This window comes from Algoriphagus aquaeductus, from assembly GCF_003253485.1.
GTDB classification, from domain to species: domain Bacteria; phylum Bacteroidota; class Bacteroidia; order Cytophagales; family Cyclobacteriaceae; genus Algoriphagus; species Algoriphagus aquaeductus.
This window is the reverse complement of record NZ_QKTX01000005.1, coordinates 85532-109516: the sequence shown is the minus strand read 5'-3', so window position 1 is coordinate 109516 and position 23985 is coordinate 85532. Positions and strand designations below refer to the sequence as shown.

Genomic DNA, 23985 nt, shown 5'->3' with positions numbered 1-23985 from the left:
TTTCGGTAGTAAAAGGTAGATAAAAGGAAAAGTAGGGGCAATCCCGTAGATTTTTAAATTACGGAATCGATTGCGCGTATGAATCCAAAATGAAATAGAAAAATGTGGCTATAACAAAAAATTAACAAATCATCTTTTGTTTTAATAGAAACTCAATAATCGTGTGTTTGAAGCGCGTGATATACAATGAATGTTCGATTTTCATAAATAATGTATATCCATTGAATAAAAATATTTCACCAATAAAGATGACTTAAATAAAAACACCCGGCCTTGAATCAAAGCCGGGTGAGGTTGGAATTAAGAAAACCAATCAAACAAATTTACCTTATGAGTTTCAGTTAGATTTTGGGAGGTTCCCAACCTTTTTCATATTCACGGGTCCAAAGAGCCATGGCTTTGGAAGAGTTGGTGATGTGCCCATTTTTAGGATCACAAATCAAGGTTTCTCCCGTACGGCTGCTGATATTGGCCAAGTGGCAGAGTAGGGTAGAAACTGCACCTTCTTCGATGTTGGAATTTTGCTTTTCCTTGCCTCTTACTGCATTGAAGAAATTGACCACGTGAGTGGTACTCATGTCGCCACCACCACCCAAGACAGTGCCCCCTTCATTGTTGCTGGCCAGGTTGGACTTCACTTCTTTTCCAGTCCGGTCAAATTGTTTATAACCTCCTCGGTCTACATACACCGAACCCTCTGTTCCGTAGATGATGGTGCCCCTGTCCGAACCATAAGTTTTGTAGTTGTTCCGACTTTTCCCTTCCCATTGGATGATTCCTCCATTGGCAAATTTGAAGGTTGCGTCCATGGTGTCATACATGGTCCAGCCGTCTTCCGGATAGTGCATTTTTCCGGAAACCACCATCACTTCACTGGGATAGTCCACCTGCAAGGCCCATCGTGCGACATCCAATTCGTGGGTCGCATTGTTTCCAGTTTCGGCCGTTCCATAATCCCAGCCGTACCAGTGCCAATTGTAGTCCCAGGTATCGTGCATATAAGGCTTTCGGGGTGCGGGCCCCTGAAAAAGCTCCCAATCCAGTCCCTGCGGGGCGGCTTGAACTTTAGGTATCGGGACTGCCCCACGGTTATTGCTGTAGAAGGCTTTCGCCATGTACACTTTGCCGATCGCACCTTGATGAATTGCGGAAATGATTTCGCGGCTTTCCGGAGCGGAACGCTGCTGATTGCCCATTTGCACCACCTTATTGTACTTCTTTTGAAGTGCAATCAGCAATTCTCCTTCCCGTGGATTATGAGAACAAGGTTTTTCCACATAGACATGCTTGCCTCGCTCCAAGGCCAACCAAGTACCCGGCGCATGCCAATGGTCTGGAGTGGCGTTGATCAAGACGTCCACTTCCTTGTCATCCAATACTTTTAAAATATTTTGCTCTTGCTTGGGCTGGTAATCGATCCATTTTTCAAAGTTTTTGGCTGCCCTGGGCATCTGCGACTGCATGGCGTCGCAGAGGTACAGCAGATTGACATTGCTGGTCTTTAGACCGATAGGCTCGTAGAAAGCACCCAATCTTCTTCCCAATCCGGCAATGGCTACGTTCAGTCGATCATTGGCACCAAGAATTCGGGCGTAGGATTTGGGAGAAAAGCCCATGGCTCCCAAGGCTGAAATTCCAAGAGTGGCCGCAGTACTTTTTTTGATAAATTCTCTTCTGTTGGATTTACTCATGATTCAAAGAGTTTTGCCTTTTTGGTTACTTCAGTGGCTTGATTTTGATGTTTTTGTAGCTGACCTCGTCTCCATGATCCTGAAGAAGAATACGCCCTTCTTTGGCTTCTCCGAAATTTGGCCACACTTTATATTTACTGATGGCTACCAAGTCGCGGTATTCTTTGGAGCCTCTTACATATTCGATCACTTTGACACCGTTGATATAGTGCTCGACTCTATTGTCAGGATAAACTACGATTCGGCCTTGATTCCATTCCCCTGGCTTTCTCACAAACCGGGGTTGCTTATTGGCTTTGATCAGGTCATAGAGCGAAGCTAGGGTTCGGTTGCCGTCGATTCCTTGCTTGGCATCGGGATGATTGACATCGTCGAGAATCTGGTATTCGAGACCGATCGCGGAACCTTTGTTGCCTTCTGACAGGGTTACAAAATATTTCACTCCGCTATTTGCACCTTCTGTGATTTTAAAGTCGAAGGCCAAATCAAACGCACTGAACATCTCTGTCGTCACAATGTCTCCAAAAGAATTGGATTCGCTGCCGTCAGATTTTTGAATAGTGAGGATTCCGTCCTGAATATTCCAGCCTTTTTCCGGGAAGGTGTTTTTATAGGCACCCACCCATCCCTTGTTGGTTTTTCCGTCAAAAAGCAGTTTCCATCCATTTTTCTTTTCCAGATCAGTTAGCTCGTTTTTTAGCGTGCTGACCACGAACACATCTCCTTTGAATGGGATCGGTTTTAGGTTTTCGGTTTGGATTCGAACATTCCTGAAATAGGTTTTTCGGCCTTCATCCTCTTTGTTTTGAATGCTGTGAACCTGAAGCCCTATAAAGCCTTTGGCATCCATGTCATCCACGAAGTAGGCGACTTCCTGCCCATTGATCCACGTTTTGATGGTATTTCCGATGGCTTCGATTCGATAGGTATTCCATTCGCCCATTTTGAAGGCAGATTTGGCAGCCGGATTCAAATCAAGTGGATAGAACCAACCTCTACGGGCTTCATCATACACGCCTCCAGACCAGGCTCTAGGCGTTGGATCCGCTTCGATCTGATAGCCATAAACCAAGCCTTGGCCATTTCGGGCCGCCGGATCAAATTGTCCTCGGGCCATGATGCCGCTGTTGGAAGAAATATGATTGATCTTGAGATCTACCTCTAAAATAAAGTCGGTATACATTTGGTCGGTAACCAAAAAGGTATTGCCTGTTCCGTGAACCGCAGTGCCTTCAATGACTCCGTCTTTCACTTCAAAGGTGGCTTTGCCCGCAACAGCTTTCCAACCACTCAGGTCTTTGCCATTGAAGAGATTTTTCCAATTTCCGGTTTGGGCTTGGACTGTCAGAGACAACAAAGTCAAAACGGCTAGATAGGCTATTTTAAATTTCATGGGTTTGTTTTTTTGAATCAGCTAAAATTCAGGAAATAGGCGGGTCAGGACAATAAACTTTGGACTCAATTTACGAAAACGATTGCGAGTTTTTCGAGAGAAAACCGGATAAACGGCGTGGATTTGTCAAGGAATTCGGATTTTGATTGATGCATTTAATACATGAATTCTTCTGAATTGAGAGGGTGAATGATTTTTCACCAAGTAAGTTCAGGAAGAGAATTGAGGAGCATGGAAATAACCTTCTTTCCATTGGTTTTTGCCTAAGGAAGAATTTTGGCCCAACTGGACTGAAACTTGTTTCGCTTGGAATAATGGGACGAGTGAGTCTATTTTGATTGGAAAGTCTGAGGTAATCATTCCTTTAAACCATTAAGTGCCTTAAGGAATTTAAGAAGTCAGCAAGTGATTTTTTCTAAGTTCATTCCCCTCGCCATTCATCAAGAAATCCTTAATTGCCTAATTTCCTTCATGGTTTTAAAATCTTTATCCTTTTTCCCAGAAGGTTAATTCAAGCCGATTTCCCTGATGTATTTCTTGAACATTCGGAGTTTGATCGTTCTGTTTACTACTTTTGCGCATGCTTGATTTCAACCAGAAAGGAAAAGTTTTTATTACGTGTAAGGACCGTTCGGTCATGTATCTGGAGCAGGAAGTACGTGAACTGGGATTTGTTCCTACGTCTGTTACCCGAACCGGACTAGAACTTGTGGCTTCCTTGGAGGACTGCATGGACCTCAATCTACATCTTCGTACCGCTTCCCATGTGCTGTATGAGATCAAGTCTTTTTACCTGAGAAATGCAGAAGATATTTACCGCCGCTTTAAAGCCATTCCCTGGGAAGAATACCTGGATGTGGATGGGTATTTTTCAGTGAATTCGGTAGTTGATAATGAATCGGTCACGACGCCACTGATCGTGAATGTGAAGGTAAAGGATGCGATCGTAGACCGATTTCGTGAACTCAAAGGTCGGAGACCGGATTCGGGATCGGATTTTATCGGATTGGTTTTTCAGGTTTTTTGGAAAGAAACCCAAGCTTCTGTGTACATCAATACCTCAGGAGAGACGCTGGCCAAGCATGGCTATCGAAAGATTCCAGGCAAAGCACCGATGATGGAAGCGTTGGCAGCCGCCACGATCTATGCCACCGAGTGGAATACCCGCGTACCATTTATCAACCCCATGTGTGGTTCGGGTACCTTGGCGATCGAAGCGGCCCTGATGGCCTCCAAGCGCTATCCGGGTTTGTATCGAAATGAGTATGCTTTTCAGTATATCCTCGGCTATGATCCGCAGGCTTTTTTGGCCAAGAAGAAAAAGCTGGAAAATAAAGTCATCCATGACCCTGGAGTAGTCATTGTAGCATCCGATATTTCCCTTCAGGCTATTTCTTTTGCCCGGGAAAATGCGGCATACGCAGGAGTGGAGCACATGATTGATTTTCAGGTGTGTGATTTTGCCGAAACCGAAATTCCGGAAAGACCCCGTGGAGTGATCATGTTTAATCCCGAGTATGGAGAGCGATTGGGTGAAAATGATGAACTCGAAGTGACCTACAAGCGCATGGGGGACTTTATGAAGCAAAAATGTGCAGGATACCGGGGCTATATTTTTACAGGCAATCTTGAACTCGCCAAAAAGGTGGGTCTAAAAGCCAGTCGAAGGATCGAATTCTGGAACGGAACCATCGACTGCCGTCTACTCAAGTATGAGATGTACGAAGGGAAGAGGGAGTAGCTTTGGAGGATTGATCCGTCGCGGGAAGTCAGCAGTCTAAAATCAGACAGCTGAAAGAGTGTTCACTTATTGGTATTTGTTCGTAAGTCAGGGCAGAAAATTATTTCATTCCTACCAATCTGAAGGGAAGCATAAAAAGATTTCTGATCAAATCAAAACTCAGGTCAATGGCAAATCCCAACAATCTGAAAGGCAGGAGCAAAAGCCAGATGAAAGGATAAAGAATCAGAGCTAGAATAGCCAGTGGCCAGCAAACGATAAAGAGGAATATCCAAAGCAGGAAAGTGAGCATGGTGGATGAGTTTTGGTATCCTTAGTCAAATTACATTCCAAGTCGAAAAATCAAGGCTGAGGGGCTGTAGAGATGTTTTTTGGAATAAATACTGTTTTGAAATCGGACACTTTTTTTCGGACACTATTTTGGAGTGGAGCAAAGCCTAAAATAGTCTTTTCGCTCCTGTAAAAGGACTCGGGTGGTTTTTTAAATATAGACAATTAGTTTATATTCCAAACTTAAGTAACAAAACACCGTCTTTTCCATGCGCCTGATTCTTTTGCTGCTTTTTTTCTTGGTTCAAGGGCTTGGCTTTAGTCAGACGATTATTGGAACCGTTCGGGAAAAAAGTTCAGGTCTGCCACTTCCATTTGCGAATGTGTTTGTCAGCAATACCACTTTTGGCAAGGCGACGGATAAGGATGGGAAATTTCGGATTTCTGGAAATTTGCCTCAGGAAATCGAAGTGGTGGCATCTTTTGTAGGGTATATCACTGAAGTAAAAAAAGTGTCTATCCGAGGGCAATCTGAAATTCTTTTGGATTTTGAATTGTCCTTCAATGAGTCCAACCTTTCCGAAATCGAACTCAAAGCCAAGCGGGATAAAGCTTGGGAACGGGAATTCCGTCGCTTTGAAGAGGTTTTCTTGGCGCTACCCGATGATTCTTACAAACCCAAAATCGAGATTGTAAATCCGTGGGTAGTAGATTTTGAAAAGGTGAGAGTTCAAAACGGAGCGAATTACCTCAAAGCTTCAGCTCAGGAACCCATCAAAATCATCAATCGCGCCTTGGGATATGAGATCGATTATTACCTACAGGATTTTCGGGTTTTGAGAGTGGGATCGAGATTTTATGGACAAGTCTTTTATGAACCCATTCAAGGAGAACCTGAACAGGAAGAAGCCCGGGACTTGGCAAGAGATGAAAATTACTACAGTTCTATCCGTTACCTAAATCAATCAATTCTCCTCAATTTGGCGGATACCAAGCATTTCCGGATTTACCATGCCATACCGGACGAGTTGGATCGAGTAAGGACGAATGATTTTACCCGGGAATTGAATAAGTCCATCATCCCCATCGCCAATGATTCCATCTTAAAGCGGCCGCTGGGAGATGGAAACTTTCGGATTTTTTTGCCGGGAAGAATGGAAATCCATCATCTCGACAAGGAGTGGAGGAATGACTATTACACCAATATTTATCACGCGATAAGTTGGATTCAAGCGCCGAATGGCTACTACGATGTGGATCGAAATGGTGTTCTACTCAACCCCACCCAACTCGTACTTTCTGGCTATTTGGGCAGGCAACGAATGGCAAGAATTCTCCCTTTGGATTTTGAACCCAAAACAGATTTCGTGGTGGGCTCTATGACAGAGGAAGTAGTCCATGACCAGGGACAAAAGTTTAACCGCTTACGGGAGAAACCCTGGATAACCACCAATAAACCCTATTATTACCCGGGAGAGGCAGTTTGGATTGGAGGCCAAATGCTGTATCAGGAGGCCATATGGTCAGATACGCTCAGCAGGGTGATTCACGTGGATTTGGTCACGCCGGATTCTGTTTTTCAATCCTATCAGTTTCCCATCGAAAACAGCAGGATTTCAGGCGGTTTTGTATTGCCCTCTGATTTGCCTGTCGGCAACTATGCCTTGCGGGCATATACAAATTGGAGCCTCAATTACCCGGCGTCTGATCAGTTTCATCTTGAATTTCCAGTCATTGATCCAAGGTATAAGCCCAAGCCGGAGAACCCGGTTGAGGATTCGTTTATGGGAAGTGTCGAGGTAACCGAGACCTATTCGATTTCGGATTCCTTATCTTATCGGGTGATGGATCTGGAATTGAATTTTTTGGATGAGTTCCAAAATCCACTTGAGGCCAAATTTGTCATCACCATGACGGATGCCGAAGAGGTTTCCTTTCTGAAACCCAAAAGTGATTTGGAATCTTCGTTGAATTGGTTTGACAAGACGCTTCCAAAAGATTTTTCCTCGGAATGGTCACGGCAGATTGAATACGGAATTTCGGTTCAGGGGGAATTTATTCCCGCCAACAGGCGCCAGTCTTTTTCACAGCGGATTACGGTAGTCAGAGGAGATTTGGAGGATTTTGGGCAAGTTAAGTCAGATTCCTCAGGAAGATTTTGGGCGACAGGCTTGTATTATTCCGGTACTGCTCAGATTGCTATTGCAGCGGTCAATGAAAAATCTCAACCCTTTGGCACAGTGAATTGGATTCCTATGTCCAAACCTAGCCCACCGACCCTCATTCCCACCTTGGAATACGACCTAATCTCTCGCCCAACGGAAAGTCAATTTTTGGATACCTCCGGAGATTATATTCTGCTGGAGGAGTTTGTGAAAGAGGTTTCAAAGGAAAACCTCTCAGATAGGTATGGTTATTCAGAGCCAGATCGGGTGATGGACGAAAACAGCATAAAGCTCAGCACCACTTTATGTGATGTTTTACAGCGTATGGGCTTTAATTGTCGAAGTCAGCGTTTTGGCAATTATACTTATGGAGAGCGAACCGGTAGCCCGCTTTTAATTATTGACGGTTTCAAATATCCCTTTTTAGAGGGTGGTGAATTTAAGGAGATGTTAGATTCCTTTGTTCCCCAGGAATTAGAATCTGTTGGGGTATATACCTATGGAAATATGGTTTTTGGAATGGCGGGATATGCAGGTGTGATTGTTTTAAAAACCAAACGAGGCCAAAAGTTTACGGTCGATTCCGATCGAAAATTTAACTCGGATGGTTTTGGGATCTTTCCTGTTCCGGGATTCACAGATTTCGCTCCATTCCTTAAAAATCCACCTTCAGATCAATACCTCAGAAGAAAGCCTACGATCTATTGGGAGCCTGTTGCTGAAACAAGCAATGGGCAATTTCAAAGCAAGGTGAAAGTGCCTTATGGCACCAAATCAATCCATATCCGGGTCGAAGGCAGATCGGATGATGGCGAGGCTTTTTCAAAATTGATCAAGATTGAACTTTAGTATGCCTGATGGTCAATCACCTTTCCCATTCCCTGTAGGTGTTCCCACAGGAAATCGTTTTGAATTGGATGGAAAATTGCCAAATCAAGAAAATAGGCTGATCCCTGTCGTCCATTGCATTTCAATTGGCAAACCCATTTCAGGAAATGATTTTTAGAAATTAATCCTGCATATATGGTTTTATGATTGTCCGCTATTGCACCACCAGCCAAATTCTCTTTGTTTAATGGGTCGGATGCTTCGACTGTGCTCAGCACAGGCGACCGATGGATTCTTGATTTCTGCCTTTTTGAGAAATTTCTTAAGCCAGCTAAGTCACAGGTATGAAAGCAGATATGCAGATATGGTTTTTATCCTAAAATCCAGTACCTGTGAGGACCTCGAAAATAGATTGTTAGGAAAAAAGATTACATTGAAGAGGTAACTAGTTTTTGAATCTGTTGAACGTACACCGCCTACTTCTTTTGCTGCTTTTTTCCTTGGGATATGGGGTTTCATATACACAAACCATCACGGGCATTGTCAAAGAAAAGGGCTCCGGCTTGCCACTTCCATTTGCCAATGTGTTTATCAATAACACCACGCTTGGAGCTGCAACGGATATGGACGGAAAGTTTGTGATCCAAGGCAATCTCCCGGAACAGCTTGAATTGGTCGCTTCATTTGTAGGCTATCGAACCGTTTCAAAAGTCATCAATCGAAAGGGGCAATCCGAATTCCGTCAGGATTTTGAATTGGAATTGATTGAAGACAATCTGAATGAAGTAGAATTGAAGGCCAAAAGAGACCGAAATTGGGAACGCAATTATGCCACGTTCAAATATGTTTTTTTGGCTGTCCCAGAAGACCCTTATGGGCAGGAAATTGAAATCCTGAACCCATGGGTAATTGATTTTGAGCGGGTTAGATCCAATGATGAACTCAATTACATCAGAGCATCGGCACAGCAACCCTTGAAGATTGTCAATAGGGCTTTGGGTTATGAAATTGAGTATTTCCTTCAGGATTTTAGAATGCGATGGGGCGCGTCCCGATATTATGGATTGGCATTTTATAAGGAAATGGCGACCGTAGATTCTACCTTTCGATCCAAATGGAGAGAGGGAAGACTAATCAATTATCGGAGTTCGGTAAGGCACATGGCTCTGTCCTTTTTGCTCAAAAATCCGGAAATTCAGGATTTTAATTTTTATCAGGCACGGGCAACCATTCCAAAAGAAGATCGGACAAATGACTACTATTATGAGCTGGGAAAATCCATTTTTCCGGTCAATGTAGGCACCATTTACACCAAGCCCTTGGGAAATGGAAGTTATCGAATTTACCTTCCGGAGCGCATCGAGGTGCATCATCTGGCCCAGCCTTGGACAAATGATTATTACGCCAATATTTATAAAGCTATTTCCTGGATTGCCACACCCAATGGGTACTTTGATGTCGACCGATATGGGGCTCCAGTCAATCCCACGCAGGTGGTATTGTCGGGATATGTAGGAAGACAACGAATGGCCAGATCTCTTCCTCTGGATTTTGTTCCTGATGTAGGCCTCACTGAATTTGTGGAGGATTTAAAAGTATTTCACCATCGGTATGTGACCTTAAACAACCAACGCGAAAAGCCTTGGTTGACTACCAATAAGGCATTTTATCATCCTGGCGAAACGATGTGGATTGGAGGGCTGATGCTCTACCAAAATCCCGTGATGCAGGATACACTCAGCAGGGTGGTTTATGTGAATGTGCTGAATGAAGAATATAAATCTGTTCATCAAGCGAGATTTCCGATTCAGAATGGAAAGATTTCCGGAGGAATTACCCTTCCCGATTCCTTAAGAAAAGGGAATTATTTGCTTCGAGCCTATACCAGATGGAGTTTGAATTACGGGAAGAGAGATGTTTTTGAACTTCCCTTTCCAATCCTCAATACCAATGAAATTTTGGCGATCAATGAGCCCGATCAAGAGAAACTTTTTGGGGACTTTGATGTCGTTTCATCCCATACGGTTTCGGATTCCAGTTTTTATCGGGTCATGGATTTGGAGCTGAAAGTCTTGGATGATTTTGAGAATCCCATAGATTCAGAATTTATTTTATCCGTGGTAGAGGGAAGTCAATCGCAGGAAGTTCATGAAAAAGATCAGCTAGAGAGCCATTTAAATTGGCTGGAGGATGATTTGGCGAACACATTTGACAGTGAAATGCCTAATCCCATCGAATATGGAATTTCGGTGGAGGGGAAATATTTTCCAAATAAGAAAAGAGGGACTTTGGCCACTGTGATCACTTTGGTCAAAGGAGATTTGGAAGATTATGGCAGGGTCAATTCGGATTCCGCCGGCCGGTTTTGGGCCTCGGGATTTCAGTTCAGGGACACCGCTCAAATTGCCATCGCTGCTTTGGATCCAAAGATGAGATCTTTGGGAAAGGTGGAGTTGATCCCCTTTCAGCACCCCATATTCCTCGGTACTTTTCCTAAAAGATCCTACCAAGTCGAAATTAGACCCGATTCCGCTCACTCCATGATGGACATAGCGGAGGATTATTATTTACTGGACGAATTTGTAAAAGAGGCCCAAGAATTAAAGCCTCAATCAAGCGGGGAAAATAATTATGGATATGGAACACCTACTCAGGAAGTCGGGCCTGATCGGCTGGAGCGTCAAACTATGGGTGAAATTTTGGGCTACCTGGGTTTTAATCTAAACACCTTTAAATTCAGAAATTATAATTTCTTAGAAACGGTAGGCATGCCGCTTTTGATAATCGATGGTGTACAATTGGCTTTTTTAGATACTTCTGATTTCAGAAATACCTTGCTTGATTTTGAGCCATCGCAACTTGAATCCATCAAGGTATATTCAGACAATGTCAGCAAGACAATTTTTGGCATGGCGGGGTATGCTGGGGTAATTATGATAGAGACAAAAAAAGGATTTCGAACTGGTCCTGATTCCGATCGAAAATTTAATTCCGAAGGTTTTCAGATAGTTGATGTTGCTGGATTTTCAAGCTTTCCGGAGTTTCCAAAAGATCCTCCATCAGATCAGTTTTTGAGTCAAAAGCCCACGATTTATTGGGAGCCCAATGCACAGACGGTAGAGGGAGTCTATAAGACCAAAATCAAGGTGCCCTATGGGGTAAAACTGCTTCGGATTCGGGTGGAAGGAAGAACCATGGAGGGTGATTCCTTCAGTAAAATGCTGAAAATTGAAATTTGATGTCGGGCTAAAGAAGCTGATTTTTAGAATTTTGAGGATTAAATTCTAATCTGTTTTATGATAGATCACTTTTCCCACTCGCTCAATATGTTCCAAGAGGGAATCGTTCTGAATCTGGTGTAAAATTGCCACATCAAAAAAGTAGGGCTGATAGCTATCGTCCAGATCGTTCCAAAAGGCGAGTTGATCGGATAGTTTGAGATCTTTTCCTACCAACACCATATCCACATCACTACCCGGTCTATAGTTTCCTTTTGCTCGAGAACCATACACCACGATCTTTTCGATCGAAGGGTATTTTCTGGCAAATGCCCTGATTTCCGCCAATTGGGAGTCTTTTAGACCCAATTCGGATGCTAATATCTCATTCGCTAATAAATTCATTCTTTGGTTTCAAGGTTATCGAGCAATTGCTTTATCAACGGGTAATACGTAGTGATTACGTCTTCTTCTATAGATTCAGCAGTATCTTGATTATAAGTGTGTGAGGTGAGATTTCTACTTTTTACCATTTCCATCCAAATTTCTCCATCGGAGATCAATCCTAATTGAAAGGCTTGACGAAAGGTGTCCTTTGATCCCATAAGTTCGGTATAGCCCATATCTATCAGGTAATCTTTTAATGTAGTCCAAGCTAGTTCATAAGTGAATTCAAAGGCTTTTATCAAACCTTGCCTTTCTAATTCATTAAGATCAGGAGTTTTTACAGCTTTTTCCAGTTGAATAAAAGCCCTCTTAAAATTTTGAAGTCTCTGCTTCCATCGGACATCCATGTTTTCCATGATTACAATTTAGTCACATCCAAGGGACAAAAAAAACCGCCAAGTTCTCACTCGGCGGTTTAATGGTTAAAGTCTTTATTGAAGCTGACTCGTGAGCTTATCGATCTTTTTGCTCAGGTTTAAGATGGCTTTGGCGTATCGGGTATCCCATTCCTCCAGTCTTGTGGTGTTTTTGATCGCCACTTCATATTGGATACCGGGAAGAATCCACGATGCGTATCCGGAGAAAGGATCATTGCACACATAGAGGGATTTGTACCAGGATCCATAATACATGCCTTTGGGATCAATCCAGCTTTTCTCCAGCCCGATCAGTCCTTTGTTGATTTTCTGAAGGGATGAAGCAGAAAGGTTTCCGGCAGTAAGTCCGCTCTCCAAGGCATTTTGATAGGCCGCAGAACTGGCCTCCAAGCTTCTCAAAGCCGCATCCACCTGATCAAAGCCCGCAAAGTTGGCATCGATTGTTTTCACATTTTTAACAGCCTGTTCAAAGTGGCCCTTCAAATCTTTGGCATACCGAGGGACATCATAAGGAATGACTGCCGCATTGGCCTGACGAATGGCCACCAAGCCAAAAAGTTGGGCTACTGCTCCGCCCATTTTGAAACTCGGATCGGAAAACTTGGAATAGTAATGCAGGTTATCATAATTGGAGTGATAGGCTGTAGGGCCTCCCGAACCACCGCTTAGCGAAGGAATCCCCACATGCATGTAGAAAGCGATGTGATCCGAACCTCCGCCTAGATTGCCTATTCCCGGCTCTGGGTTTTTTCCAGCCCAAACTTCGAACACGGTTTTGGAGGAGTCTGGATAGACTACTTCTTTCGAGGCATCTATGATGAGTTTTTTCAAAGTGGGAGCTGCCGAAGCACCGAAGTTTCTTCCAGAAACCCCACCGTCAAAGTTCATGTAAGAAACAGCCTTGGCACCGAGTTCTTTTTTGAGATGCTCTACCCATTCGGTAGATCCGATGACGCCCTGTTCTTCAGCATCCCAATGTCCAATCAAAATGGACCGGGAGGGCTTTTGGCCCTTTTTGTACAATTCCCCCAAAGCCTCTGCAAAGGTCAACAGCATCGCTGTGCCGGAATTGGGATCTGTGGCACCAAAAGACCAAGCGTCATAATGACTGCCCAAAATGATCCACTCGTCTGGAAAGTCTTTTCCCACAAAAGTTCCAATCACGTTGTTGGCACGGATAAAGTCCGGTTTCTGGTCCACCATGACCCGGACTTTTAGCTCTTCACCTCCCGTGATCCTGTAGGTAAACGGCAATGCCCCCTGCCATTCTGCTGGTACTTCCGAGCCGGTCATGCGGCTGAGGATTTCTTTGGCAGCGCCATATCCAATGGGGGTGACTGGAATCGTATGAAAAGCGACATCCGCCGGATCATCGCGCTTGATTTTTTTGGCTCCGTCCAAAGGTAGAGCGGGACGGTTGGGTGTCAATGGATCGCCCGTAAAATCCAACGTCAGCATGGACCCACGCTGAATGGTCGTTTCGTTGAAAAAGGGACCCTTGGGATAAACCTCACCCCGGGTAAACCCTGAATCTTTCGGGTCGGTGTACACTACCAATCCGATCATTCCATACTGTTCGGCATATTTGGCCTTGTATCCCCGGAAGTTGCCTCCGTATCGTGCCACTGCAATTTTACCTGCCAAAGGAACGCCCATTTCGGCAAGCTTCATGAAGTCTTCCCGGGTTCCGTAATTGACATAGACGACTTCTGCCGTCACATCCCCGCTTCCGGAGAAGGCATTGAATCCCAAGTGAAGTCTGGGATCTTTGGAGAAAGGATCTTCTTCGATTTCTCCTTCTTTCTGCGAAAGGGTCAATTTCACCGGGGAGATGATCTGCAATTCGGATTTGCCCGGATGATTGGGGAGGTACACGTCATAGGGCCACACCTTGACTTCCATACCGGCATCCGACATGGTTTTGACCATATAATCTTTGACCAGTTCGTTTTCGGGAGTACCGGCGATGTGCGGGTTTTTGGTGAGTTCGGTAAGGTGGATTTTGAACCTGTCGTAGTCGACGGCTTTCAAAAAGTCTGCTTCAAATTTTTTCTGGCCTTCGAGCTGAGTGGGGAGAAATCCATCCTGCTGCGCCAAAGCCTGAAAAGATAGAAGCGAGGCGGCGGTGAGAGCGAGTAATTGGTGTTTCATTTTTTTGAATTGAAAGATTTTAAAATTTGAAAATTGAAAAATTGGGAAAAAGGCTACGGAGTATTAAATCTTCCAATTTTCCAATATTTTAATATGTGTATCCGGAACAATGCTCGTAGGTCTTGAATAGCGAATTTTCCTATATGAAAAATCCTCCCGTCATTCGTCGGGACAGGCTCCTAGCCCCCTTGGTAAGTAGGAATCCGCCTATTTTGAACCTCAAAACCTAATTTAAATCAGTAACGTGCAAACATGCGAATACACATATATTTTAATTTTCCATTTAGAAAAAAAAGGCCACAGAATCGCTTCCATGGCCTTTTTTAATTAATTAGCCTTCAAGCCTGGAGACCTTTCCAAAAACTCCTGATAAAGTCGGATATGTCTGTTGGACATCGGGATTCTGTATCCGTCGATAAAGACATGGATGATCTGGCTGCGTGTCTCAAAAGGATCGCCTGTGGATACAATCAAGTTTGCTCTTTTCCCAGTTTCCACCGAGCCGTATTGATCCGCAATACCGAAGATCTCAGCAGGATTGATGGTCACTGCTTTAAGCGCTTCCTCTTTTCCCAGTCCATAGGCAGCTGCAAATGCAGCATGGAAAGGAAGGTTTCTTACGTTTTCTTCTTCATCCGTTCTCAGTGCCACTTTTACTCCTGCTTTGGCCATTTTTCCGGCGTTGGAATAGGCCGCATCGTATCGGTCCGACTGACGGGTAGGAAGTTCCTGCACCGGACCGGTTACCACAGGGATTCCGGATTTGGCGATTTCCTCTGCTACTCTCCAGCCTTCAGCTACACCTGAAAATATCACTTTGATTTTTTTGTCTTGGACCCACTTGATCGCATTCTGAATATCAGAAGCTGCATTGACTTCGATCAAAAGGGGAAGTTCGCCTGCGATCACTTTGGAAAGCTGTTCCATTTCAGGGTAGTAGGAAAGTTCCGCACCGGATTTCTTCAATTCCAGGTAGCTCTTGGCATTATCCCAGATGTCATTGGCTTCTTTCATCGCCTTTTCTGCATCCTTCTTGATGTCCTCTTCGGATCTGCGGTCAAAACGACCACGTCGACCCGAGCTCGGGAAACTCATGGCCACCGCTTTGAACCCGCCGTACATCTGATCGGGTGTGTAGCCATTGAGGTTGATCAGAGCTGCGGTACCAGGGAAAAGTCCACCGGTAGGAACCGTCAAAACAGTGGTCACACCTGATACGCGGGTGACTCCGATCGCTTCAGAATTTGGATTGACGGTGGTCAATGCCTGCATGTTTGGCGTCACGTTTCCGATTTCTGCGTAGTCGACAGTTTCAGGAACAGAGCTCACTTCCACCAGGCCGAGGCGGGTTCCCCCATCGATCATTCCCGGATAGATAAACATTCCGGTACAGTCGATGACTTCTGCATCTGCAGCGGTGATGTTGGCCCCAATCTGGGAAATTTTACCATTTTCCAACAAAACTGAGGTATTGGAAAGGGTTCCTTTAGTCACTGTGACAACGGTAGCATTTTTCAGGAGGAATTTTCCTGTGCGAGGCTTTACAAATTCCCCGTCGATCTGGGCCATTGCCACTATCGGAAGCAGGGCAAGTAGAGCGGCACAAAAGGTTTTTAAAATTCGTTTCATTATCGTCTTGAATTTTCGGGGTGATTAGTGTTTTTCTTCTAGAAATGCGCCTTGAAATGCCTCGAAGTACGCATCTACATCCTGCATGCAACGATGAGCTTCCTCATTGGCTCTTAGGAAGATCGGCTCGACCATCTCAGTAGCAGCGACCAACTGACGCTGATCATCCTTATCTGACTTGATGTCAAAATATTTCACACCGTCCACGAAAGTCATCTGAGGTACTGCATAGGATGAAAGAGGGTGGGACTCAAAAATCACCAAATCAGCCTGCTTGCCCACTTCGATGGAACCAACTTTGTCATCGATGCCGAGTTGCTTGGCAGGATTGATGGTGATCATAGCCAAAGCCTCATCGTCGGTCAATCCACCATATCGCTGCGTTTTGGCAGCTTCATGATAAAGGTGACGGATCAGTTCCGCCGAATCGGAATTGATGGAAGTGATGGCGCCATTACGCTGAAGGATGGCCGCATTGAAGGCGGTGGAATAATACACTTCCATCTTGTACGCCCACCAGTCTGCAAATACAGAAGCACCCATGGTGTATTCTGCAATTTCCGGAGCTACTTTGAAGCCTTCGTTGGTGTGCTGGAATACCAGTTTTTTGATGTTGAAATCCTTCGCTACGTTGATGAGCATGTAGATTTCGTCTGCACGGTAAGAGTGGCAATGGATGATGATTTTGCCATCCAGAATATCTGCCAAGGTTTGCAAGCGCTCGTTGTACACCGGAGGAGTTACCGTATTTCCTTTTTGCGCCTTAGCCGCATTGTAAGTTTCCCAAGCCTTTTTGTACTGAAGTGCTTCACTGAAGCCATTTCTCAGGACAGCTTCCACGCCCATTCGAGTGCGGGGTTGGATGCCATTTCCCCGGCCGTGAACCCGGGTTGGGTTTTCACCCAAGGCAAATTTGATCGTGCGTGGCGCATCTTGCATGATGATGTCAGCAGGATCTTTTGCGCCCCAACGGTGCTTTAAGGTCGCATTTTGTCCACCTACCACGTTGGCGGAGCCGTGCATGGCATGGGAAATAGTCACTCCACCCGCCAAGGCTCGGTAGATTCCGATCTCAAAGGGATTGACCACATCCTTCATTCTCACCTCGGAGGTGATGGGAGAGGAGGCTTCATTGACCACATCCAAGGCCACGTGAGAGTGTGCATCGATGATGCCTGGCATTAAGAATTTGCCGGTGGCGTCGATCGTTTGTACTCCGGAGGGAGCAGCGATATTTTTTCCGATTTGTTTGATTACGCCGTCCTGAACGAGGACATCTGAATTTTCCAGATTTCCTTTAGTCACAGTCAGAACAGTCGCGTTTTTAATCAAAACACTGCCTTTAGGGGTTTGTGCTTGGGCGACACTTAGTCCCAAGCCTACAAAAGCAGCAAGTAAATAATTGAGCTTATTCATAGGATCAGTTGCTTAGGCTAGGTGAAGAAAGAGTGGCTTTAACCGGGAAAGAACCCATTTGCGGAACGGAAAGAGATCCTTCCATGGAGTTGCCGTTGATTTCTCCAGTGATGCTCACGGTGAGGCTCAATCCTCCGGCGTTGACATCAAACTCAAAACTGAGCGTTTTTCCGTTTACAGAGGCATTTTTGATCGGAGAAGTAACTTTTCCAGATCCGGCCGGATCGTCATAGCTGATGGTTCCACTCAATACGCCATTGGTTCTTTTCAGTACAATTTCACCGCCTGAACTACCGGCAGGAGTTTCTGAAGTGTATTCCCAAACCCCTTCCACAGAACCGGCTGGAGCTCCATCCGTTTTTCCATTGCCATTGGCGGCCTTCTTTTTCACTTCAAAGTCAAACACAAAACCGTCAGCGACCACATGTTTGATTTGGGAATCCTCCTTAAATAAAGAATCTGTGGTAATGACCAGATTGGCCATTTTCCCTTTTTCGATAGTTCCGGCTACTCTGCTGATACCAAGGATCGAAGCGGGATTGGAGGTCAATGCGGCCAAAGCAGCTTTTTCGCTCAGTCCGTTTTTTACCAAAGTCTGGATAGTCTTCATGGCATCACCGGCTTTGGCATCTATCGTTGTGAAAGCAAAGGCAATTCCTGCTTTTTCCAGCATAGCAGCCTGTTTCAACGCATTTTCATAGGCTTCTTTTACTCTTGCATATTGTGCTTTGGTATCTTCGGTCACCCCTTCGGATTTCTGAGCCTTTACGGCTTTGTCATCCGGGACTTGAAGTTTGATCAATACCGGAGTACCGGTGGATTTGATCAGGTCGATCACCGTTTCATAATTTTCCAATCCTGAAAGGATCAATTTGAAGCCGAATTCTTTTTGAAGTGCGATGGCTCTTCTGATTTCCAGATCAGATGGTGCGGTGAAAATGACAGGAATCTGCTTCTGAACTACGGCGGCCATCCCTTGCTGGGTAGGAGTGACCTGAGGTCTTTTGACACCGGCAGTGGATGCATACATTTTTTCATGCTCCAATGCTAGCGTGCTATTTTGGTACACGTCTCTGAATTTTGCCATCACTCCGGCGGCAGTGGCTGGATACATTCCTCTGGAACCTCTGAAATTGGCCGCCAATCCGGAATTGATCTGGATCAGATTGGTAGCGTTACCGGCACCCAAAACCATAATTGCTGCTTTTCCCGGAAGCATCCCTCCGTCAGGGATGACCTGACTGATGGTGAATCCAGCTTTTCTCCAATCGTCAACCTGACTGGATGACGCACTGAATTGCTCCGTAGCGGATCTCCAAGGCGTGATTCCTGCGATTTCATCGGGAGGATTGGAGGAGACGAAATCCTTTGGCCGCTCTGGATCTTTGGGTTTGGTGATTCCCATATTGCCTGCGCCGTCAATAAATCCCGGATAAATAAACAGCGAATCACCGGCAAATACTTTTGCCTCTTTTGGAATTTGGATACCGGAACCAACGCCTAAAATCACGCCGTCTTTAAATACAACAGTGGCTTTGCTGCCGGGTTGTCCGGGTGAGGTGATCACAGTTGCATTGGTGATGGCATAGGTGCTGGTCACGCGTCGCTTGCCTGTGGGGTCACTTTGTCCCCATGCAGCATGCGTCAAAATTCCAGCTGCCAGCAAGCCCAACCAACCTGCTTTCAGAAATTGTTTTTTCATTTGATTGATGGTTATTCTTCAATCAGCAAGCTAGTAAATGCCCATGGACTATCCAGATGGAATTATTTTTTCAATCTTTTTTTTTGACCAATGGTGTGTTACAGGTACTGAAATGCGAATAATTGCATTTTATTTACATTGAATTCAAATCCTCCTTATTTGGATGGTAGAGGATGCTTTGATTTAGGATTCTGATGCTATCTTTAATAAGAGTTTATCCCTGAAATATGAAAAAAATCCTAATTATTGAGGATGATTTGTTGATTTCAAGCCTAGTTCAGTTTAGGCTAAAAAAAGACGGTTATGACACCCACCTCGTGCAAGACGGCAATGAGGGGGTGAAAGCCATCGATACCCTTAATCCGGATTTGATCATTACAGACGTGATGATGCCCTTTCGCAGTGGAATCGAAATTATCCATCATGCCAAGAAACATCAGCCTGACACTCCGATCATTGTATTGAGTTCTCTCGGAGAGGAAGAACAGGTGGTGTTGGAAGCATTTAATTTGGGGGTGTCTGACTTCATACCTAAACCCTTCAACCCAAATGAACTTGCTATTCGTGTGAAACGGATCCTGCAATAATGATGATATGAGGACATTTTTACTCCTGACCTTTCTTTCCCTTCTGACGATTTCGTGGACCAGGCTAGAGGCACAAGAATCGATTATTCCCCAAGACAGTACTGATTTTGGGGATTTTTTGGTTTTACAGGATCAGGTTCCCGGCCTGAGTTTTCGCTGGCAAATCAAGGACAAATCCCTACCTGAATCCCTGCTCCTCGACAGTCTTTTCCTGTTTGCGAAAACTGATTCGGGCTATATTTCCCAACCTATGGAGCATTTTGCCCAACTCCATGAAATGTCCAGTCGGTTTGGTTTGGATAGTCTGAATGTTGGATTGTCGTATAGGGTCTACTCCGAAGAGGTTTCTTGGCAAGGAGCAAGGGAGTACTTGGCCAACTTGGTCAGAAACGGAGATTACCAACCGATCTATGAAGTAAAAGATGTCTCGGAAGATCTTGTCGTATTGGCGAAAAAGACTCCTTATTCCCCTTTTTTGAAGTTTAAAATTCTATTTATCTCTGATTACAAACTGTTTATTGTCACTGCTGTAATCATCTTCTTTTTTGTTGTTTCTATCGTTATGATAATTTTCATGATTATCCTAAAGGTGAAAAAAAGTAAAAGAGAGCAACACAAAAAAGAATATGAAAATCTGATCATAGATCCATTGACTTCCCTTCTTTTTGAAAAAGAATTGGATGAAATAAGCGTCATGAAAGCATCAGATTTCCATGCTTATTTTCCTGCCGAACTTTTGCAAAAAGTATTATTCAAAGAAGTGTTGATTCAGAAGATCATCGGTTTGAATAAAAAGATGAAGGGGGAGTTTAAAGGTAAATTGAAGACTATATATCAAAAACTTGATTTGGACAAAATGTCCATTCAATCCCTCAAATCAGGCAAGTGGTACAAGATCACGCAGGGATTGGTGGAGATCAACGAGATGGATTTGGTCGAAGCGCTGACAGAAGTGAAAGGTCATGCCAATTCTGACAATTTTCATGTCCGGTCCCAGGCAGTGGCGACCTTACTCAATCTTTCTGAGAAAGTCGATCTGAACTTTTTGAAAGATCAGACCTTCCCGCTGTCTGAATGGCAGCAGATGAATTACCTCCGGATCATCAAGTTTGTCAGTAACGTAAAACCACTGAAACTGGAAGTGCTCTTTGAATCAAGCAATCAATCCATTCGAGTTTTCGGGATCAAACTGGTCCGGATGCTCGGCAGGCTGGATCTATTGGTCAATTTGGCCAACATCAGTGAGGAAGTGGGACTGGAGGAGCAAATCGAAATTTTGGAAACCTATGAAACCCTCGGCGCTCATATGGAGGTAGGGTTTATCAATAGATGTCTTTCTTCTGAAAATGAAGAATTGGCCTTTGCTGCTGCCAAGGCCGCGTTTTCGTTGGGGGATGAAAATTCGGTTAAGCTGATCTACAGCCGATTGGCAAAAGATCAGCTTTCATTCAAATTGAAAAAGCAGTTGCTCAAAACCCTTCATGCCTTGGATATTTCCAAATTTGATCAGGCCACTATCGGAGCGTCAGACCCCATTTCCGGACAGATTCGAGCCCACATTTTAGACCCCCTGTTGAGCCATGTATAGTTTTCTGTTCTATTTTCTGTTGGAGGTCTTCGGACTGATGTTTTTGATTCTCAGTTTTGCGGTCATTTCCATTTATATTTTGCTGATGATTCTCAGTGCCCTTGAAATGAGGGATTACCTGAGGAAAAACCGATTCGCAGATTATGGGGATATCATCACGTCTCCTATTGCGCCAGGGGTGTCCATTTTGGCACCGGCCTTCAACGAGGGAATGACAATTGTCCAAAATGCACAGAGTTTGTTGTCTTTGCATTATGGGAAATTTGAAGTCATCATTATCAATGACGGGTCGAAAGACGATACCTTAGAAAAGCTGATTGAATCCTTCGAGCTGGAGAAAACCAATTTTGCCTATTTTCCTGAAATCGAAACCAAGCCGGTCAGAGGAATTTACCGCTCCAAAAACATGTCCTTCAGAAGGCTGGTGGTCATCGATAAAGAAAACGGTGGAAAAGCGGATGCGTTGAACACCGGGATCAATGTCGCCAACATGGAGATTTTGGCCTGTATCGATGTGGATTGCATCTTGTCGAGTGATTCTATTTCCAGGATGGTGAGACCGTTTATGGAGGAGACAAACCGTAGTGTGATTGCTGTAGGTGGTGTGATCGGCATTGCCAACAACTGCGATGTACAGGATGGAACCGTGACACAATACCGGGTGCCAGAAACCATGCTGGGGAAATATCAGGTCATTGAGTATTTCAGGGCTTTTTTGATGGGCAGGATGGCCTGGTCCAGAATCAATGGTTTGATGTTGATTTCCGGTGCATTTGGGTTTTTCAAAACCGATCTGGTTCGAAAAGTCGGAGGATATTTTCCCAAGACGGTAGGCGAAGACATGGAGCTGGTCGTCAGAATGAGAAGATACATGGAAGAGGCAAAAATCCCCTACAAATTGGGCTTTGTCCCCGATCCCTTATGCTGGACAGAAGTGCCTGAAAATGCGGCTATTTTGTCCCGTCAGCGAAACCGATGGATGAGAGGAACCATTGAGACTTTACAGCTTCATCAGGCGATGCGGTTGAATCCCAAGTATGGAATCTTGGGAATGATCTCCTATCCCTTTTGGGCGATTTTTGAAAAATCTGCCCCGATATTGGAAACAGCAGGTTTGCTTTACACCTTGATTTTGCTGGTGACAGGTGATTTCAGCGCCATCTATTTCTTTGCTCTTCTTGCTTTGATGTATTTGCTCTCTTTGTTGGTTTCTGCGTTTAGCGTACTCTATGAGCAAGTAGCCTTCAATAATTACAAAGACAAAAAAGATCTCCGAAAACTCATTTGGATGATTATCATCGAGCCGTTTACAGTACATCCAAAAATCGTATGGTGGGGACTGAAAGGTCATATCGACTTCATCAAAGGAAAAGGAGGCTGGGGCAGCATGATCCGCACCGGCTTCAAGAAGGCAGAAGACAAGAAAAATATCCAAACTCAAGCCACAACAAGTTAATGAAGAAGCTGTTTTTTACACTTTTCATGATCAGTGGGGTGCTGATCGGAGCAAAGGGCCAAGATTCATTTGATCCGGATGAGCTTTTTTCCCAAGCCAGGACTCAAATCATGGGAGGGAAATACCAAGAGGGCAGAAAAATTGCCTTTCGAGCCTTGTCTAAATATCCCAACTACGCTGATATTCTAATTTTGGTAGGAAGAAGTTATGCTTGGGAAGGGAAAAATGATTCTGCCAATATTTACTTTGAGCGTGCCATCATCGCATCTCCAGCTTATACCGATGGGTATGTTGGCTATTTGGACAATTTATTCTGGTCTGACAACCTAAATACCGCGGCCGAGGTACTTCAAAAAGCCAAATCCAACCTAGGAAGCCCGATTCCTGATGAGATTACCTACAGAGAATCCAGGTTGTTTTATTATCGGGAAGAATATGATCAGGCGTATGATTTGGCCAAACCGCTTTTTGACAAAGGATTCAATCAGGAAGGGATGTTGGCTTATATGCAAAATCTGCAGCGATTCAGAAATACCAACGCCATCGGTGCTACCTATGATTATGACACGTTCTATGGAAGTACCTCCCCTTGGCATACTTGGTCAGTCTATGGAAGGACGCGGACCAAACTCACGGGTGCTTTGATAGCGCGGGTGACACAATCGGAGCGATTCAATGGATTTGGGACGCTGTATGAGTTGGATGCCTATCCTTCCATCGGAAAGAATGGCTATGCTTACCTTAACCTGGGCGGTTCAGGTGCAAGTTTCTTCCCCAAACTGCGGTTCGGAGCTTCTTATTACCACAATCTACCCAAAGCCTGGGAGTTGGAAGGCGGATATCGGTATTTAGGATTCACTCAAGTTACACACATTCTCACGGCTTCTGTGGGAAAATATGTAGGAAGCTGGTGGTTTAATTTCCGTGCCAATGTGATTCCCAGCGAAAACTCAACCGGTACCTCCGGACAATTGACAGCAAGGTATTACTTCAAAACCGCTGAGGACTTCTTCAGTATTCAGCTGGGTTCTGGAGTGTCCCCGGATGAAGAGACCCGAGATCAGACCCAATTGCTCAATTCCTATCGTGCAAGGTTTGGCTATCAGCAACTCCTTTCCCCTAAGTTTATGATCTATGGATTTACCGGGTATTCCAGAGAAGAATTATCAACAGATAATTTTAGAAACAACCTGAATTTGTCTGTCGGTTTTGAATATCGGTTTTAGGGGATCGATTCGAACCATACGGACAAACCACCAACCAAAGTTGATTGCCTTTTGATTTCCATTCCTTAAGACATTCTGTACAGCACTTGAAATCTATTAA

16 protein-coding genes are annotated in these 23985 nt (G+C 44.5%); 7 read left to right on the top strand and 9 right to left on the bottom strand.

The genetic code is table 11. The features are described from left to right. Positions 1-341 precede the first annotated feature (341 nt). Positions 342-1691, bottom strand: a complete 1350-nt coding sequence (locus CLV31_RS08620) for a Gfo/Idh/MocA family protein (RefSeq protein WP_111392485.1) — start codon at positions 1689-1691, stop codon at positions 342-344. A gap of 25 nt (positions 1692-1716) precedes the next feature. Continuing rightward, positions 1717-3084 (bottom strand): 3-keto-disaccharide hydrolase, encoded by a 1368-nt coding sequence (locus CLV31_RS08615; protein WP_111392484.1) that lies wholly within the window; start codon positions 3082-3084, stop codon positions 1717-1719. Between the two features lie 580 nt (positions 3085-3664). Between CLV31_RS08615 and CLV31_RS08610 the strand changes: the two genes are divergently transcribed. Then, positions 3665-4825 carry a THUMP domain-containing class I SAM-dependent RNA methyltransferase gene (locus CLV31_RS08610; protein ID WP_111392483.1) on the top strand — a complete coding sequence of 387 codons (1161 nt, stop codon included), beginning with the start codon at positions 3665-3667 and terminating at the stop codon, positions 4823-4825. 100 nt (positions 4826-4925) lie between these two features. On the opposite strand, the gene CLV31_RS08605 is transcribed toward CLV31_RS08610, so the two are convergent. Next, positions 4926-5117, bottom strand: a complete 192-nt coding sequence (locus CLV31_RS08605) for a hypothetical protein (protein ID WP_111392482.1) — start codon at positions 5115-5117, stop codon at positions 4926-4928. Positions 5118-5364: 247 nt separating this feature from the next. Here CLV31_RS08605 and CLV31_RS08600 point away from each other — a divergent pair, with 247 nt between their 5' ends. Next, on the top strand, positions 5365-8109 hold the full coding sequence (locus tag CLV31_RS08600) for a carboxypeptidase-like regulatory domain-containing protein (protein WP_111392481.1): 2745 nt from the start codon (positions 5365-5367) through the stop codon (positions 8107-8109). Positions 8110-8549: 440 nt separating this feature from the next. After that, positions 8550-11327 carry a carboxypeptidase-like regulatory domain-containing protein gene (locus tag CLV31_RS08595; RefSeq protein WP_181452594.1) on the top strand — a complete coding sequence of 926 codons (2778 nt, stop codon included), beginning with the start codon at positions 8550-8552 and terminating at the stop codon, positions 11325-11327. Positions 11328-11372: 45 nt separating this feature from the next. Here CLV31_RS08595 and CLV31_RS08590 read toward each other — a convergent pair whose 3' ends face one another. The 6 genes from CLV31_RS08590 to CLV31_RS08565 all read right to left on the bottom strand — a co-directional run bounded on the left by CLV31_RS08590 (position 11373) and on the right by CLV31_RS08565 (position 19028). Beyond that, positions 11373-11711, bottom strand: a complete 339-nt coding sequence (locus CLV31_RS08590) for a nucleotidyltransferase family protein (RefSeq protein ID WP_111392479.1) — start codon at positions 11709-11711, stop codon at positions 11373-11375. Continuing rightward, complete coding sequence (locus tag CLV31_RS08585) at positions 11708-12109, bottom strand: nucleotidyltransferase substrate binding protein (protein WP_111392478.1); 402 nt, start codon at positions 12107-12109, stop codon at positions 11708-11710. The genes CLV31_RS08590 and CLV31_RS08585 overlap by 4 nt, the downstream gene beginning before the upstream one ends. Positions 12110-12184: 75 nt before the next feature. Continuing rightward, positions 12185-14281, bottom strand: coding sequence for a M28 family peptidase (locus CLV31_RS08580; protein WP_111392477.1), 2097 nt, complete (start codon positions 14279-14281; stop codon positions 12185-12187). A gap of 327 nt (positions 14282-14608) precedes the next feature. Continuing rightward, a complete protein-coding gene (locus CLV31_RS08575; RefSeq protein ID WP_111392476.1) occupies positions 14609-15910 on the bottom strand; it encodes an amidohydrolase family protein in 1302 nt (433 codons plus the stop codon). A 24-nt stretch (positions 15911-15934) separates the two neighbouring features. After that, the gene (locus CLV31_RS08570; protein ID WP_111392475.1) at positions 15935-17326 is read right to left on the bottom strand and encodes an amidohydrolase family protein; all 1392 of its coding nucleotides are present in this window, start codon (positions 17324-17326) and stop codon (positions 15935-15937) included. 4 nt (positions 17327-17330) lie between these two features. Then, on the bottom strand, positions 17331-19028 hold the full coding sequence (locus tag CLV31_RS08565; protein ID WP_111392474.1) for an amidohydrolase family protein: 1698 nt from the start codon (positions 19026-19028) through the stop codon (positions 17331-17333). Positions 19029-19255: 227 nt separating this feature from the next. Between CLV31_RS08565 and CLV31_RS08560 the strand changes: the two genes are divergently transcribed. Genes CLV31_RS08560 through CLV31_RS08545 form a run of 4 tightly spaced genes read left to right on the top strand, consistent with a single transcriptional unit; the run spans position 19256 to position 23885 of the window. Next, on the top strand, positions 19256-19615 hold the full coding sequence (locus tag CLV31_RS08560) for a response regulator transcription factor (RefSeq protein WP_111392473.1): 360 nt from the start codon (positions 19256-19258) through the stop codon (positions 19613-19615). Between the two features lie 7 nt (positions 19616-19622). Next, positions 19623-21203 carry a hypothetical protein gene (locus tag CLV31_RS08555; RefSeq protein WP_111392472.1) on the top strand — a complete coding sequence of 527 codons (1581 nt, stop codon included), beginning with the start codon at positions 19623-19625 and terminating at the stop codon, positions 21201-21203. Next, positions 21196-22659: a glycosyltransferase family 2 protein gene (locus CLV31_RS08550; protein ID WP_111392471.1), complete on the top strand. Its 1464-nt coding sequence runs from the start codon at positions 21196-21198 to the stop codon at positions 22657-22659. The genes CLV31_RS08555 and CLV31_RS08550 overlap by 8 nt, the downstream gene beginning before the upstream one ends. Continuing rightward, entirely contained in the window at positions 22659-23885 is a 1227-nt protein-coding gene (locus tag CLV31_RS08545) for a YaiO family outer membrane beta-barrel protein (protein ID WP_111392470.1), read from the top strand. Before CLV31_RS08550 ends, CLV31_RS08545 begins: the two co-directional genes overlap by 1 nt. Positions 23886-23985 lie beyond the last annotated feature (100 nt).